Origin of the sequence: Oceanobacillus halotolerans (assembly GCF_010993955.1) — a bacterium.
Taxonomy (GTDB): Bacteria; Bacillota; Bacilli; order Bacillales; family Amphibacillaceae; genus Oceanibacillus_A; species Oceanibacillus_A halotolerans.
In genome coordinates this window covers 120,531-136,481 of the sequence record NZ_WIXL01000005.1, presented here as the reverse complement: position 1 = coordinate 136,481, position 15,951 = coordinate 120,531, and the positions used below count along the sequence as shown (strand labels likewise).

General features: G+C 36.4%; 13 protein-coding genes. 9 read left to right on the top strand and 4 right to left on the bottom strand.

Annotated features, from left to right (window positions below; translation table 11 throughout):
- Positions 1-21: 21 nt before the first annotated feature.
- Positions 22-1,764, top strand: a complete 1,743-nt coding sequence (locus GHC26_RS08320; RefSeq protein ID WP_404821775.1) for an ABC transporter ATP-binding protein — start codon at positions 22-24, stop codon at positions 1,762-1,764.
- Positions 1,765-2,515: 751 nt separating this feature from the next.
- On the top strand, positions 2,516-3,184 hold the full coding sequence (locus GHC26_RS08315; RefSeq protein WP_163970802.1) for a potassium channel family protein: 669 nt from the start codon (positions 2,516-2,518) through the stop codon (positions 3,182-3,184).
- 45 nt (positions 3,185-3,229) lie between these two features.
- Here the strand turns inward: GHC26_RS08315 and rnjA are convergent, their stop codons facing one another.
- The 3 genes from rnjA to def form a co-directional block, all read right to left on the bottom strand.
- Positions 3,230-4,897 carry a ribonuclease J1 gene (gene rnjA, locus GHC26_RS08310; RefSeq protein WP_163970801.1) on the bottom strand — a complete coding sequence of 556 codons (1,668 nt, stop codon included), beginning with the start codon at positions 4,895-4,897 and terminating at the stop codon, positions 3,230-3,232.
- A gap of 4 nt (positions 4,898-4,901) precedes the next feature.
- Entirely contained in the window at positions 4,902-5,117 is a 216-nt protein-coding gene (locus GHC26_RS08305) for a DNA-dependent RNA polymerase subunit epsilon (protein WP_163970800.1), read from the bottom strand.
- Between the two features lie 540 nt (positions 5,118-5,657).
- Positions 5,658-6,209, bottom strand: coding sequence for a peptide deformylase (gene def, locus GHC26_RS08300; protein ID WP_163970799.1), 552 nt, complete (start codon positions 6,207-6,209; stop codon positions 5,658-5,660).
- 240 nt (positions 6,210-6,449) lie between these two features.
- On the opposite strand from def, the gene GHC26_RS08295 reads away from it, so the two are divergent.
- The 5 genes from GHC26_RS08295 to lpdA all read left to right on the top strand — a co-directional run bounded on the left by GHC26_RS08295 (position 6,450) and on the right by lpdA (position 12,466).
- Entirely contained in the window at positions 6,450-7,193 is a 744-nt protein-coding gene (locus GHC26_RS08295) for a YkyA family protein (protein ID WP_226376901.1), read from the top strand.
- Positions 7,194-7,690: 497 nt separating this feature from the next.
- Positions 7,691-8,773: a pyruvate dehydrogenase (acetyl-transferring) E1 component subunit alpha gene (gene pdhA / locus GHC26_RS08290; RefSeq protein WP_163970798.1), complete on the top strand. Its 1,083-nt coding sequence runs from the start codon at positions 7,691-7,693 to the stop codon at positions 8,771-8,773.
- Positions 8,774-8,776: 3 nt separating this feature from the next.
- Complete coding sequence (locus GHC26_RS08285; RefSeq protein ID WP_163970797.1) at positions 8,777-9,754, top strand: alpha-ketoacid dehydrogenase subunit beta; 978 nt, start codon at positions 8,777-8,779, stop codon at positions 9,752-9,754.
- 21 nt (positions 9,755-9,775) lie between these two features.
- Positions 9,776-11,053: a dihydrolipoamide acetyltransferase family protein gene (locus GHC26_RS08280; protein ID WP_163970796.1), complete on the top strand. Its 1,278-nt coding sequence runs from the start codon at positions 9,776-9,778 to the stop codon at positions 11,051-11,053.
- A 3-nt stretch (positions 11,054-11,056) separates the two neighbouring features.
- A complete protein-coding gene (gene lpdA, locus GHC26_RS08275) occupies positions 11,057-12,466 on the top strand; it encodes a dihydrolipoyl dehydrogenase (protein WP_163970795.1) in 1,410 nt (469 codons plus the stop codon).
- 440 nt (positions 12,467-12,906) lie between these two features.
- Here the strand turns inward: lpdA and GHC26_RS08270 are convergent, their stop codons facing one another.
- Positions 12,907-14,427: a glycine betaine uptake BCCT transporter gene (locus GHC26_RS08270; RefSeq protein WP_163970794.1), complete on the bottom strand. Its 1,521-nt coding sequence runs from the start codon at positions 14,425-14,427 to the stop codon at positions 12,907-12,909.
- Between the two features lie 214 nt (positions 14,428-14,641).
- On the opposite strand from GHC26_RS08270, the gene GHC26_RS08265 reads away from it, so the two are divergent.
- Both GHC26_RS08265 and GHC26_RS08260 read left to right on the top strand, forming a co-directional pair.
- Complete coding sequence (locus GHC26_RS08265; protein WP_226376900.1) at positions 14,642-15,484, top strand: polysaccharide deacetylase family protein; 843 nt, start codon at positions 14,642-14,644, stop codon at positions 15,482-15,484.
- A 286-nt stretch (positions 15,485-15,770) separates the two neighbouring features.
- Positions 15,771-15,872, top strand: a complete 102-nt coding sequence (locus GHC26_RS08260) for a GapA-binding peptide SR1P (protein WP_163970793.1) — start codon at positions 15,771-15,773, stop codon at positions 15,870-15,872.
- Positions 15,873-15,951 lie beyond the last annotated feature (79 nt).

Below are 15,951 nucleotides of genomic sequence, written 5' to 3'. Positions count from 1 at the left end.
AAGCCATTCAATTGGCAACAAATGTGGCGATTACTTATCTATTTGAGCCCCTATTCTAAGACATATTTACCTGGTGCTGTGATCGCAATGCTTATTTCAACAGCTGTTCGATTAATAGTGCCTATCTTAATAGGGAAAGTAGCAATTGATGTAGCGATTGCTAATGAAGATATTACACTTTTAACCTATCTTGTGCTTGGCATTGGGATATTGTATCTACTAAGTTATGTTGGAAATGTGTATCGAATTAAATGGGTGAATATTTTAGGACAAAATGTAATATATGATATTCGACAACACCTTTTTAGTCATATACAACGTTTGTCACATCGTTTTTTTGATTCTCGTTCAGCAGGATCTATATTAGTACGGATCATGAACGATATTAATTCCTTACAGGAGCTTTTTACGAATGGTATTATTAATTTATTAATGGACATTGTTACACTAACTGGAATTATAGTAATTTTAATAACGTTAAGCCCGAAATTAGCTTTAGCTGTTATGATTATTATCCCAATTATGTTTTACATTTCCACTAAATTAAGGAGGAACATTAGACGTTCCTGGCAGAATGTACGTATTCAACAGTCACGCCTTAATTCACACTTAAATGAGAGTATTCAAGGAATACGGATAACCCAATCCTTCACCCAGGAAAGAGAAAATGCGGAATACTTTGATGGTGTCAACACGGATAACTATGAAAGTTGGCGAATTGCAACGAAAAAAAGTGCTATGTTTCGTCCTTTTGTAGAGGTGAGTAATGCGATTGGGACAATTATTTTAATCTCTTATGGTGCACATTTAATTCTAATAGGGGAGAATAACGGTGGAATTGCCATTGGAACATTTGTCACATTTGCTTTTTTTCTAGGTATGTTTTGGGAACCAATTTCACGTCTCGGACAAATGTATAACCAATTATTAATGGCGATGTCAGCCTCTGAGCGTATTTTTGAATTTTTAGATGAACAGCCTAACGTGAAGGAAAAGAAGAATGCCTATGTATTTGAAAACATGAAAGGTACCATTAACTTTGATCGCGTTCAATTTTCGTATGATGAAAACCGAGTTGCATTACACGACATTTCACTCGACATTAAACAAGGTCAAACAGTAGCGTTAGTAGGGCATACTGGTAGCGGAAAGTCGACGATAGCGAATTTAATTAGTCGTTTCTATGATCCAACTAAGGGATCTGTTTCTATCGATGGATATGATTTACGAGATGTTACATTAGATAGTTTACGCCAAAATATCAGCGTTGTATTACAGGATACCTTTATCTTTTCTGGAACGATCATGGAAAATATTCGTTTCGGACGTCCAAGTGCGACAGATGAGGAAGTGATAGAGGCTGCAAAGGTAGTAGGAGCTGATGAGTTTATTCAGCGTTTAGCTGATAGATATGAAACAGAAGTGGAAGAACGTGGAAACATATTATCTGCAGGAGAAAGACAACTACTGTCATTTGCTCGTTCATTATTAGCTAATCCACGAATTCTAATTTTGGATGAAGCAACAGCAAGTATTGACACTGAAACGGAAGTCAAAATCCAACAGGCATTACGTAGACTATTAAAGAGAAGGACCGCAATTATCATTGCCCATCGTTTATCCACCATACGGGAATCAGATAACATTTTTGTGTTGGAAAATGGGGAAATATTAGAATATGGGAATCATCAAGAACTCATGGCACAAAAAGGGGAATATTACCAGTTGGTGAAATCTCAGTTTCAAATGCTTGATTCTATTTAAATCAATTCTATGCTACTATGTCATGTCGCGTTTTAAACTTTTTGTAAGGATTCTTTTCGCATTCTTTGTTATATTATGAACGTCGTAATATAGATAATGCGTCGTAAATGTTTTCTAATTATCGCTACGGAAATACACTACGCACACCTTAGGATTCCCCACGAGCCTCAGTTGCGAAACCCACACTGCGGGGGTCTCTTAGGCTCGTTTCGACGGACAGGACGTCCTAGTGCCGATAGACATAAGGACGCAGAGTTTTCATCGGCCAGCGCCCACCCTCCTCGAGGTCTTAAGTCAATCCTCATTACGCGCAAAAACCGCCATGCCGAGGCTCGGCTTATGCTTGGCAGATAAGAAAAACTTTCTTACTGCATAAGTGTAACTAAGGCTTTCGCCACTTGGCGACAAGCCAAGTTTTCTAATCGGGGGTGACCAAGGCACTTTTAGCTTTTCTATAGAGGAGACTGAGGCCGTGCCTGCGGCGAAGAAGACACTGTGAAAACGTAAAGTTTGAACAGATGTCGCACTTGTGCCCGTGATGAAAGCGACTGTCCGAAGTGGAAATCAACTACACTATTTTAAGACACATCATATATAAACTATTCATTAAAATTTATACTGAAAAAAGCAACAATCTGTAAGAAAACGGCCTTTAGATAACAGCTTAACAGAAGTATAATAAGGCTTGATTCCACTTTTTTCGAATATATGGTAGACTAAATGTCAGTATGTTGTCATAGGGGGCGATTGGATGAAGCGTGATTATGCAGTAATTGGACTAGGACGTTTTGGTGGAAGTATTTGTCGGGAACTAAGCATGGAGGGCATGCAAGTTCTGGCAATTGATTTGGATGAAGATAAAATACACGAGTTTAAAAATATCGCTTCACATGCTGTTATAGCAGACTCTACAGATGAAACGACATTGAAAGAGTTAGGGATAAAAAATATTGATCATGTTATCGTTGCAATTGGGGATAATATACAAGCTAGTATTTTGACAACGGTTATTTTGACAGACCTTGGTATTAAAAAAATTACTGTTAAAGCACAAAATGATTATCATGAAAAAATACTTAATAAAATAGGTGCTGATCATGTCGTTCACCCTGAACGTGACATGGGGAAACGGATTGCACATAATATTATTTCCAATAATATCTTAGATTACCTCGAATTATCAGATGATCATAGCATTGTCGAAGTAAAAGCAGGGGAGAAGATGGTAGGTAAATCATTAGTAGATCTTGATATCCGTGCTAATTATGGTTGTAATGTTGTGGCGATTAAACAGGATAAGGAGATCAATGTATCCCCAGAGGCTGAATATACCTTACAGGAAGATGATATCTTAATTGTAATTGGTGCAGATAAGGATATATCGAGATTTGAAAAACAACTTGTTATCGATGACGATTAAAAAAGGACTTCAATGCGATGCATTGAAATCCTTTTTTTCTTTTATTTATACTTCCATGATAATTGGTAAAATCATTGGTTTACGTTTGGTTTTTTCATATAGAAATGGTGCAATCGTATCCGTAATTTCATTTTTAATTTCTGACCATTGTGTTGTCTTGCGCTCCATTACTTTATTTAAATGAATTGAGACTAATTTCTGTGCTTCCTTAATTAGGTCCTCGGACTCTCTCATATACACAAAGCCTCGCGATATAATATCAGGCCCTGATGAAATTTTGAACTCTTTCATGTTGATGCTTACCACAATAATAACAAGTCCTTCTTCTGATAATATACGACGATCACGCAATACAATATTACCAATATCGCCGATACCACTACCATCGACATAGATGGACCCAGACGGTACCTTGCCTGCAACCATTGCATTATCCTTTCCTAATGCTAATACATCACCATTATCCATTATGAAGGAACGATCATAATCTATACCGCAATTAGCAGCTAGATTAGTATGTTCTTTTAACATGCGATATTCACCATGAATAGGCATCAAATAGGTTGGTTGAATAAGTCGTAGCATAAGCTTTTGTTCTTCTTGACTACCATGTCCAGAAGTATGAATATTACTTAATGGGCCATGGATGACATCTGCTCCTGCTCGATATAACTTATTAATGGTACGGCTAACACTAATTGTATTACCAGGGATTGGTGATGATGAAAATACAACAGTATCACCAGGAATAATTTGGATTTGTCTGTGTGTACCATTAGCAATTCGGGAAAGTGCTGCCATTGGCTCACCCTGTGATCCTGTACAAAGGATAGTAACCTCATGTGCTGGTAGACGGTTGATCTGATTGGCTTCAATAAACGTGTCTTTTGGAGCAGTAATATAGCCGAGTTCTTGTCCAATTCTAATAGCGGATTCCATACTACGTCCAAATACTGCTACTTTGCGATTATGTTTAACGGCAGCTTCTACTACTTGTTGCAAACGGTAAATATTGGAGGCAAAGGTTGCAAAAATTAGTCTACCATCCACTCTAGAGAATATATCATTAATATTGCCGCCAACCACTTTTTCTGACATGGTAAAGCCAGGCACTTCACTATTAGTACTATCAGAAAGTAAACAAAGTACACCTTCTTTTCCTATTTCTGCCATTTTTGTTAAATTGGCAGGTTCCCCTACTGGTGTAAAATCAAATTTAAAGTCACCAGTATGCACAATATTCCCAGGTGGTGTCTTAACCACGATACCAAAGGAGTCTGGAATGCTGTGTGTTGTACGGAAAAAAGACACTGCTGTCTTACGGAATTTAATTACATCATCTTCTTGGATTGTATTTAATTTTGTATTTCGTAATAAACCATGTTCATCTAATTTATTTCGGATGAGTCCGATTGCAAGTTTTCCAGCATAGATAGGCACATTTATTTCACGCAGTAAATAGGGAATACCCCCAATATGGTCTTCATGACCATGTGTAATAAACAGCCCTTTAATCTTATCTTCATTTTGCTTTAGATAGGTGTAATCTGGAATAACATAATCAATTCCAAGTAGTTCGTCTTCTGGAAATTTAATACCAGCATCAATTAGAATAATCTCATCTTGAAATTGAATACCATATGTGTTTTTGCCGATTTCTCCCAAACCACCTAAAGCAAATACGGCTGTTTGATCATTTTTTACAAATTTCATACGTTTACACATTCTCCACTGTGAAATGTTCTGCTTGTTTTTCGTAATCTAAATGTGCTGTATCTAATGGCTGGATAAATTCGATATTAATTTTGTAATTCTGTCTACCAAGTTTTTGACGGACCTCTTTAACGGAGTCTGCTTCTACATAAAGACTTTTCGTACGTTCTCGAACAGGTATTTCATCTGGTAATTCTTGATATAAAACTTTGTAAATCATTTCATCTCTCCTAACTTCTTCTTCATTTGCTGACGTAATTTATATTGATGAACAATTGTTTATCGGAAAATACATAGTCTAATACAACATATCCAATTGAAACGTGTTTCAAAACCAAAATTTTGAAACACGTTTCGTTTAATGAAACCTCGGGTCACTAAAATAGGTTTTTAAATAGTGTATTTATCTGTGATTGGCTATATTAATATAATTCTTTATCACAAGTAGTAGGAACACGTTCTTTGCCTAAAAAATCCTTCCATCGTTTTTTTAGCTTTTCTTTAAGACGCCTAAGCATAAGGTACATCTCCTTTCTATTATTTAAGAAAAGCAAGTAAAAAACGCTCTACCGATCCAATCCCTCTTATTCATATTATAGTATGGTTTAACAAATTTTGAAACGAAAAAGTATGGTATTCTAGAAAATTTTGGTCGATTTGTATGAACGTTAAGGTTTTGTACTATATTTTTCGCACCAAGAGAATTCTTATACAAATAAAAGCAACAGTTATGTTTTTGCCTAACTGTTGCTTTTATTTGTTATTCTATTGCTTTTGCATTTTCTGGTGGTAATAGGGGGTTGTCTTGATTAATATGATCATAAAACATAATGCCGTTTAAATGATCAATTTCATGTTGAAATACAATCGCTGCATAATCACGTAATCTAAGTTTAAGTTCATTTCCGTCTGGATCAAATGCTTTAACGGTAATACGAGCATAACGCGGTACATACCCTTCCACATTTCGATCAACTGATAAACAGCCTTCACCAGATGTTAAGTAGGCTTTTTCAACGGAATGACTAACGATTTTTGGGTTAACTAAAATATAGCTATATTCATTTCCTTTTAAATCTTCAAAGTGAACAGCAATCATTCGTTTTGTTAGTCCTAATTGAGGTGCAGCAAGACCAACTCCGGGACGTAAGTTATATTTGGTTGCCATTTTGTCATCTTGACTATTTTTTAAAAATGTTAGCATTTCGTTTGCTAAGGTATGATCATTTTCTGATAATGGAACATCCATTTCTTTCGTTACTTCACGTAATGCTGGATGTCCTTCACGAACAATGTCATCCATTGTTATCATTCTTCGTCACTCCTATCGTCTAGCTTCCTCACTGAATTAGTAATAGTTTATCATGATGCGGTGAGCCCGTAAATCATTGGGGTTAAATTCGTAATCTATATCATAAATAACACTTTCTTTGTCATATACTATGATGGAATTATTTTTTTATCTTCTTCCATATTTTTGGTATGTTATACTGTTAATAAACAAACAAGGAAATATAGCTTACATAAAGTGGGGAATGAAGGAGGAAATATTGTGTCACTTAAAAAACTTCGTCTAGTTGTAGCTATTGGCTTAATGCTATTCTTGATAGCATGTAACAGTACATCAACCCAAGATCAGATTTATAACCATTTAGAAGAAGCAGTATCGTTAGAAGAGGTATTTGAAAACCAGCAACAACCAATTGCCGAACTAGAAAAACAAGAACAAGCATTATATAACGAAATAATTGATCTAACTATGGAAGAACTTGATCAAATCCAAGAGTTATCAAAAGATGCCATAAGCCTTATAGAAGAACGGGAAGAGAAAATTGAATTAGAAAAAGATAGTATTTCCGCTTCAAAAGAAGAGTTTTCCAAAATTGAGTCATTGCTAGACGAAATTGAGGAAGAAGATGTAAAGCGTCAAGGAAAAGAAATGTATGACGTTATGATGAATCGATATGACGCTTATGATGATTTGTACGAGGTTTATACGGAATCATTATCACTCGAAAAGACGCTGTATGAAATGCTTCAAGAGGAGGAAACAGAACAAGAACAATTAACCAATCACATTACAGAAATAAATGAAACATATCAAAAAGTATTAGAAGCTAATGATCAATTTAATGCCTATACGGTTGAATATAATGAGCTAAAAGAGGAATTTTATCGACTTGCAGGAATAGAAGTTACATACGAAGAGCATCAAAATGATGGCAGTAATGATGAAGTAGAAAATCCAGAATCAACTGATGATGAAAATGATGAGGAAAAAACAGAAACGGAGTAACCATGAGAAAGAATTAAATTCGACTTTTGAATTTAATTCTTTTTTTTTGGTAGATAGGAAAACTTTTTTTCTACATAGTGCAACTAAGGCTATCGCCGAAAAGGTTGGCGATAGCCTTAGTTTTTTTAACACATTCGTTAAAGGACGAGCGAATGTGTTAGTTGTTCTAATGCAAAAATAACGTAAATGGTACAGTGTTATTAAAAATATATAACAGATATATAAGGAGAGTAGGTGTTTTTTAGTGAAATTAAATAAATGGAAACAAAGTAATTGACCTAATCATAGTTTATAAGCTACACTTTAATCATTATAGATTGTACCATTATTTTTTCTTAAATTTATGTAACAGTTTTTAAGAAGAATTACATAAGGGATTAGTAAAAATTCAAAAAGGGTACAAGAATATAAGCAAAAGAGGTACAGATTTTAACTTTTTGGGTAGGCTAAGTAGAAAATACAGTAAATGGGTAAAAGAAAGGAAGAGGTGACGAATATTGAAACACGTACTAGAAAGTGTTGAGAATCAATTTGAAACGTTCCAAATTCTAAATGAAGATGGAAAAATTGTGAACGAAGATGCAATGCCGGATCTCTCAGATGATGACTTGAAGGAATTAATGAGACGCATGGTATACACACGTATACTCGATCAGCGCTCAATTGCCTTAAACCGTCAAGGTCGGCTTGGATTTTATGCTCCAACAGCTGGTCAGGAAGCATCCCAACTAGCTAGTCACTTTGCTTTAGAAAAAGAAGACTATTTATTACCAGGATATCGTGACGTACCTCAATTAATTTGGCATGGTCTTCCACTATATCAAGCATTCTTGTTCTCGAGAGGTCACTTCCATGGAAATCAATTTCCTGAAGGAGTTAACGCATTAAGCCCTCAAATTATTATTGGTGCACAGTATACCCAGGCTGCTGGGGTAGCACTTGGTATGAAAAAACGCGGTAAAAAAGCAGTTGCTGTTACGTATACAGGGGATGGTGGTACATCACAAGGGGATTTCTATGAAGGGATTAACTTTGCTGGTGCCTTCCAAGCTCCTGCAATTTTCTTTGTGCAAAATAACTATTTTGCAATCTCTGTACCAGTAGAATTACAGACAAATGCTAAAACATTAGCGCAAAAAGCAGTTGCAGCTGGAATTGAAGGAATACAAGTAGATGGAATGGATGTTTTAGCTGTGTATTCAGCTACAAAAGAAGCTCGTAACCGTGCAGTGAATGGGGAAGGTCCAACATTGATAGAGACATTAACTTATCGTTATGGTCCACATACCATGGCTGGGGATGATCCAACACGTTACCGTACAGAAGAATTGGATAACGAATGGGAGAAAAAAGACCCTATTGTACGTTTCCGTAAATTTTTAGAGGAGAAAAATTTGTGGTCTGAAGAAGAAGAGAACAAGGTAATTGAATCTGCTAAGGAGGATATTAAAAAAGCAATAAAAGAAGCAGATAAACATCCTAAACAAACGGTAACAGACCTAATTGAAAATATGTTTGATGAACTTCCATCAAACCTAGAAGAACAAATGGAAGAATATAAAGCAAAGGAGTCGAAGTAAATCATGGCACAAAAAACAATGATCCAAGCAATCACTGATGCAATGCGCAACGAGTTAAAAAATGATGAAAATGTGCTTGTGTTTGGTGAAGACGTTGGCCAAAATGGTGGTGTTTTCCGTGCTACCGAAGGCTTACAAAAAGAATTTGGAGAAGATCGCGTTTTTGATACACCATTAGCTGAATCAGGTATTGGCGGAATCTCAATTGGCTTAGCACTACAGGGCTACCGTCCTGTGCCAGAAATCCAATTCTTCGGCTTTATTTATGAGGCAATGGATGCTGTAAACGGACAAATGGCACGTATGCGCTATCGTTCTGGAGGTACGAAAACAGCACCAATTACTGTTCGTTCCCCATTTGGTGGCGGAGTGCATACACCTGAACTTCACGCAGATTCATTAGAAGGTTTAATTGCTCAGCAACCAGGTGTGAAAGTAGTAATACCATCTACACCATACGATGCAAAAGGATTATTAATTTCGTCCATCCGTGATAATGATCCAGTTGTATTTTTAGAACATATGAAATTGTATCGTTCTTTCCGTGGTGAGGTTCCAGATGAAGAATATACGATTGATCTTGGGAAAGCAGATGTGAAAAGAGAAGGCAAAGACGTAACATTAATTGCTTATGGTGCAATGGTTCATGCGTCACTTAAAGCAGCCGAAGAGCTTGAAAAAGATGGTATTGATGCCGAAGTAATTGATCTTCGTACGGTTTCGCCGATTGATGTAGATACCATTATTGAATCGGTACAGAAAACAAATCGAGTTGTCATGGTTCAAGAAGCACAGCGTCAAGCGGGAGTAGCAGCACATGTAATTTCTGAAATTCAAGAACGTGCAATTCTACATTTAGAAGCACCAGTTTTACGTGTAACTGCACCAGATACGGTTTATGCATTTTCCGAAGCAGAGGAAGTATGGCTACCAAATCATAAAGACATCGTAGAGAAAGTTAACGAAGTAATTAATTTTTAATCCTGATGGGAGGTAGTAATAGTGGCTTTTAATTTTAAACTGCCTGATATTGGTGAAGGGATCCATGAAGGCGAGATTGTAAAGTGGTTTGTAAAAGAAGGCGATGAAATAAAAGAGGATGACGTGCTTTGCGAAGTACAAAATGATAAAGCAGTTGTAGAAATACCGTCTCCAGTTGAAGGAACTGTACAAAAAATACATGTAAATGAAGGGGAAGTAGCAGTAGTTGGAGATAATTTAATTTCATTTGATGCAGAAGGTTATGAATCAGATGAAGATGATTCAGCTGAACCTGAGCAAGAAACAAAAGAGGAAGCTCCAGCTAAAGATGACGTAAAACAAGATGAACCAAAAACAGAAGCAACTAATGATACAGAGAATAAACGTGTTATAGCAATGCCATCCGTAAGGAAATATGCACGTGATAATGATGTGAATATCCAGGATGTTACAGGTTCTGGTAAAAATGGACGTGTTTTAAAAGAAGATATTGACCAGTTCTTAAGTGGTGAACAAGGTGAACCTGCAGCAAAAGAAGAAACAACAGAAGCTAGTCTACCAGAAAAAGAAGCTGTTGCGGCTCCTAAAGGTGGAGATTTCCCAGAAACTCGCGAAAAGATGAGCGGTATCCGTAAGTCTATCGCCAAAGCAATGGTTAACTCCAAAACAAAGGCTCCACACGTTACATTAATGGATGAAGTGGATGTAACAGAACTTGTAGCACACCGGAAGAAATTTAAAGCAGTTGCAGCTGAACAAGATATTAAATTAACGTATTTACCGTATGTTGTAAAAGCATTAGTGTCTGCATCTAAGCAGTTCCCAATCATTAATTCATCTGTAGACGATGATACCGATGAAATTGTTTATAAACATTACTACAACATTGGTATTGCAGCGGACACTGACAAAGGATTACTTGTTCCAGTTGTGAAAAATGCTGATCGTAAATCCATCTTTACGATTTCCAAAGAGATAAATGAATTGGCAGAAAAGGCTCGTAGTGGTAAACTAGCACCTGAAGAGATGAAGGGTGCATCCAATACAATTACGAACATTGGATCTGCTGGTGGTCAGTGGTTTACACCTGTTATCAATTATCCAGAAGCAATTATTTTAGGAATTGGTCGTATCGCTGAAAAACCAGTAGTCCGTGATGGGGAAGTTGTCATTGCTCCAGTACTTGCTGTATCCTTGAGCTTTGATCATCGTATTGTTGATGGTGCTACCGCACAATTAGCCCTAAATCAAATCAAACGTTTATTGAACGATCCACAATTAATTATGATGGAGGCGTAAAGTATGGTAGTAGGAGATTTTCCAATTGAGTTAGACACATTGGTTGTAGGAGCAGGACCAGGTGGATATGTTGCTGCTATACGGGCAGCACAAACTGGTCAAAAAGTAACGATCGTCGATAAAGGCGAGTTAGGTGGAGTATGTTTAAATGTAGGTTGTATTCCATCAAAAGCATTAATTCAAGCAGGTCATTTAACGGAACAAGCACATGGTAATGATGATTTAGGTATTACTACCGAAAAAGTAAATGTTGACTTTTCTAAAGTCCAAGAATGGAAAGGAAGTATTGTTAAGAAGTTAACTTCTGGTGTGGAAGGACTTTTAAAGGGGAACAAAGTTGATATTGTAAAGGGTGAAGTGTATTTCGTTGACAAAAATACAGTTAAAGTGATGGATGAGAAAAATTCACAAACATACACATTCAATAACTGTATTATTGCAACTGGTTCATCACCAATTGAAATCCCATCATTTAAATTCTCAGATCGTGTGCTAGATTCTACTGGTGCATTAAACCTTAATGAAATTCCAGAGAAAATGGTTGTTATTGGTGGAGGCTATGTAGGTACAGAGTTAGGTTCTGCTTATGCAAACTTTGGTACAGAAGTTACGATTCTTGAAGGGACGAAAGATATTCTTGGCGGTTTTGAAAAGCAAATGACACAATTGGTGAAAAAACGTCTGAAGAAAAAAGGTGCTACTATTAAAACAGAAGCAATGGCAAAAGGCGTTGAAGAAACCGATAAAGGTGTTACGGTTACTTATGAAGTCAAAGGAAAAGAAGAAACAATTGAAGCGGATTATGTACTAGTAACAGTAGGCCGTCGTCCAAATACGGAAGAAATTGGATTAGAACAAGTTGGTATTGAAGTAGATGACAAAGGGCTAATTAAAATTGATAAGCAATGCCGTACCAACATTGATAACATTTATGCTATTGGTGATATTGTTGCTGGTCCTCCATTAGCACACAAAGCTTCATATGAAGGTAAAATCGCAGCTGAAGTAATTAGCGGAGAAAAAGCTGAAATTGACTATATCGGTATCCCTGCAGTAGCATTTACAGATCCTGAATTGGCATCAGTAGGTTACTCTGAAAAAGAGGCAAAAGATGCGGGATATGATGTAAAAGCTTCTAAATTCCCATTTGGAGCTAATGGTCGTGCGTTATCTCTAAATAATAGTGATGGATTCTTGAAACTAATTACACGAAAAGATGACAATCTTGTAATTGGTGCACAAATTGCTGGGCCTAATGCGAGTGACATGATTGCTGAATTAGGCTTAGCAATCGAGACTGGCATGACTGCTGAGGACTTAGCATTAACTATTCATGCTCACCCTACATTAGGTGAAATTACGATGGAAGCAGCAGAAGTGGCAATGGGAACACCAATCCATATGGTCAAATAAATAGAGTATTGTATTTAAACGGAGTGAGGCTTCCTTCACTCCGTTTTTTGATGCTAAACCAAACCAAGTATGAATCTAATGAATATTATATATATTATGCATCCTAACATAGCAAACTTGATTTCCGCTTCAGGCTTCAGTCGCTTTCACCACGGGCGCAAGTGCGACATCTGTTCAAACTTTTCGTTTTCACAGTGTTTTCTTCACCGCAGGCACGGCCTCAGCTCCTCTATCGACAAGCGTAAGCGCCTTGGTCACCTCCGATTAGAAAACTTGGCTTGTCACCAAGTGATGTACTACTGAAGAAGGTTGATTGGAGCGTAGGACAACATTTACGTCGCATAATCCATCAACTCCGAAATTGAGAAATCAATAAAAAAGATGACCCAGCATCAACTTTAGGGTCATCTTTTACATTTACTCATCTATCTGATAACAGATTATCTTTTCGATTTTGCTTCTCTTTCTTTTACTTCTAGTCGTAATGATTTTAATAAGGAAACGACAATCAATATCATAATGATTGTAAATGGAAAGGCTGCAATAATGGATGCTGTTTGCAATGCACCTAATCCACCTTGCCATAAAAGAACCGCTGCTGCACTGGATTGAATAATTCCCCATACAAACTTCACAATATTAGGTGGATACAAACTACCACCTGTTGTTTGCATACCTAATACAAATGTCGCAGAATCAGCAGATGTAATAAAGAAAGTACTGATCAATAATACGGCAATGATGGAGATCACTACTCCTATTGGAAAATGTTCAAACAAAGCAAATAATGCAACTTCCTCACCAATTTCATTTACATGCTGCATAATGTCAATACCTTCGAAATGTTCCAAATGTATAGTGGATCCACCAAATACCGTAAACCAAAGTGCTCCAAAAATAGTAGGGACTAATAAAACACCAGAAACAAATTCCCTAATCGTTCTACCACGAGAAACGCGAGCGATAAATGTTCCAACAAAAGGGGCCCATGCAATCCACCAAGCCCAATAAAAAATTGTCCAATCTTTAATCCATGTATTTTCTTCTGCAAATGGTGTCATACGAAAACTCATACTTGGCAAATTTTGAATATAACTTCCGAAAGTTGTTGTAAATAAATTCATAATAAAATTAGTCGGTCCTAAAAATAACACAAATAACATTAATGTAATTGCTAGGACAATATTAGTATTGCTTAAGTATTTAATACCACGATTTAAACCAGTCATTGCTGATATCATATAAAGAACAGTAACGATCGCTATGATAATCAGTTGCATGGCAACAGTTTGATTAATATCAAAGATGAAGGAAATGCCTCCACTAATCTGAATAGCACCAAACCCTAATGAAGTCGCCACACCAAAAATAGTGGCAAATACGACGATAAAATCTACTATTGTTCCCCAAGGTCCTTTTACATGCTCTCCGAATAACGGTTCTAAAATTGCACTAACTACCCCAGCAGACTGTTTTCGGAATTTAAAATAGGCTAACGCAAGGGCAATTGTTGCGTACACTGCCCAAGGGTGTAGCCCCCAATGAAAAAAGCTATATTGTAATCCCGTTTTTGCAGCATCACTAGTCTGTGATTCACCATATGGTGGTACGTGATAATGGGATAACGGCTCCGCTCCGCCCCAAAAGACTAAACCAATTCCCATCCCTGCACTAAACAACATTGCAAACCAAGTTAAGTAATTATATTCTGGTTCATCCTGAGCCTTTCCTAATTTTATCTTGCCATACTTCGAAAATATTAAAAAGATTGCAAAGACTAAAAAGGCTGTTGCACTAATTAGATAGAACCAACCAAATTGATCCACTAAGAACCCCTGTATATTGGTTGTAACATTATCAAGATTAGCGTTTGGTAAAATTGTTTCTGGAATCATGCCCCAAATAATAAATAAAACTGAGACAACGATCGAAATATAAAAAACACGAGTTACTTTATTCATTGTTAAAAAATCCTTTCTTCACACTGTTCTTAAGCTTAGTTAAGTAAATATTTTTCACGCCAGGAAATTGATTTTTGTTATTGAAAAGGACATTCTATAAATGGTGTACCCTTATTTATTACCAGAAATACAAATGATCATGCGCTTATAAGATGGAGGCGTTAATCCTTATTTTTCGATATAATAAAAATAAATACAACAGGAGGTTTCACGATTGCAAAAAAAATTGCTTATATTACTTCTAACCCTACTATTTGTTATGGTAGCCTGTGGGGAGGATTCAACCAATTCTGATGAAGAAGAAAACTTTGATGAAGAAACAAAAGTAGAGGATGATGAGGAAAACGAGGCTGAACATAAAACGGGTGTGAGTGAACAAAACGAAGCAGGTCAATCTCCAGAGGAAGTGGAAGAAAAGCCACAGGAACCACAATATGAAGTTTTGGAGGATGCGAGTATTGTTCCAATAAAAGAAGATGCAAATGAGGAGGTGGTCCTACTAACTATTGATGATGCGCCAGATACATATGCTTTGGAAATGGCAGAAACCCTACAAAATTTAAATGTCAATGCAATCTTTTTTGTGAATGGTCACTTTATCGATACGTCAGAGGAACAATCCGTATTAAAAACAATCCATGATATGGGGTTTATGATTGGAAACCATACCTATAACCACCCTTATTTACCTGATTTAACAGAAGAAGAGCAAAAGGAAGAAATCGTTGCTTTAAATGACTTAGTAGAGGATATTATTGGAGAGCGGCCTCGCTTTTTCCGAGCGCCTAATGGAGCGAACACTGATTTTTCTAGACAAGTTGCTGAAGAAGAGGATATGATTGTGATGAATTGGTCATATGGATATGATTGGGAGTCAGACTATCAATCAAAAGAAGCAATCGCCGATATTATGGTCAATACAGAATTACTAACGAGTGGTGCTAATTTATTAATGCATGACCGAGAATGGACAGCAGCAGCATTAGAGGATATTGTAACAGGCCTACAAGCAAAAGGGTATGAAATAGTAGACCCGGCGTTAATCAAAACAAAATAGCTCAAATGATAGAACCAGCTACTAGATGGCTGGTTTTTGTTACACGTTAGGAAAGTATAAAATTTTAGCTAAGAAGTGGATTCGATGTTGCCAAAATTTTAATGTCCCAAGTATAAGAAAAACTAAACACATTCGCTAAAGAACGAGCGAATGCGAGTTTTTCTTATAATGATTATTATGTATAATCTTTTAATGTGATATACTAATTAGGGGTTGCAAGTTAGATTATGACATAATATAATATCATTAAAGGTAATAATTAAATATAAAAAAGGAGTTGGACGTTGTGGGGACTATCGTCTGCCAAGATTGTCAAAAAGTAATAGAACATTATGAATCAGAGAAGGTAACAACACTTTATGGGACTTGTCCGACTTGTCAAAAGTAATGAATGAAGAGTAAAGAAATACATGTAGATAGATCACTTTTAAAACAAAGCTACAAGGTTGTATAGCTTTGTTTTTTCT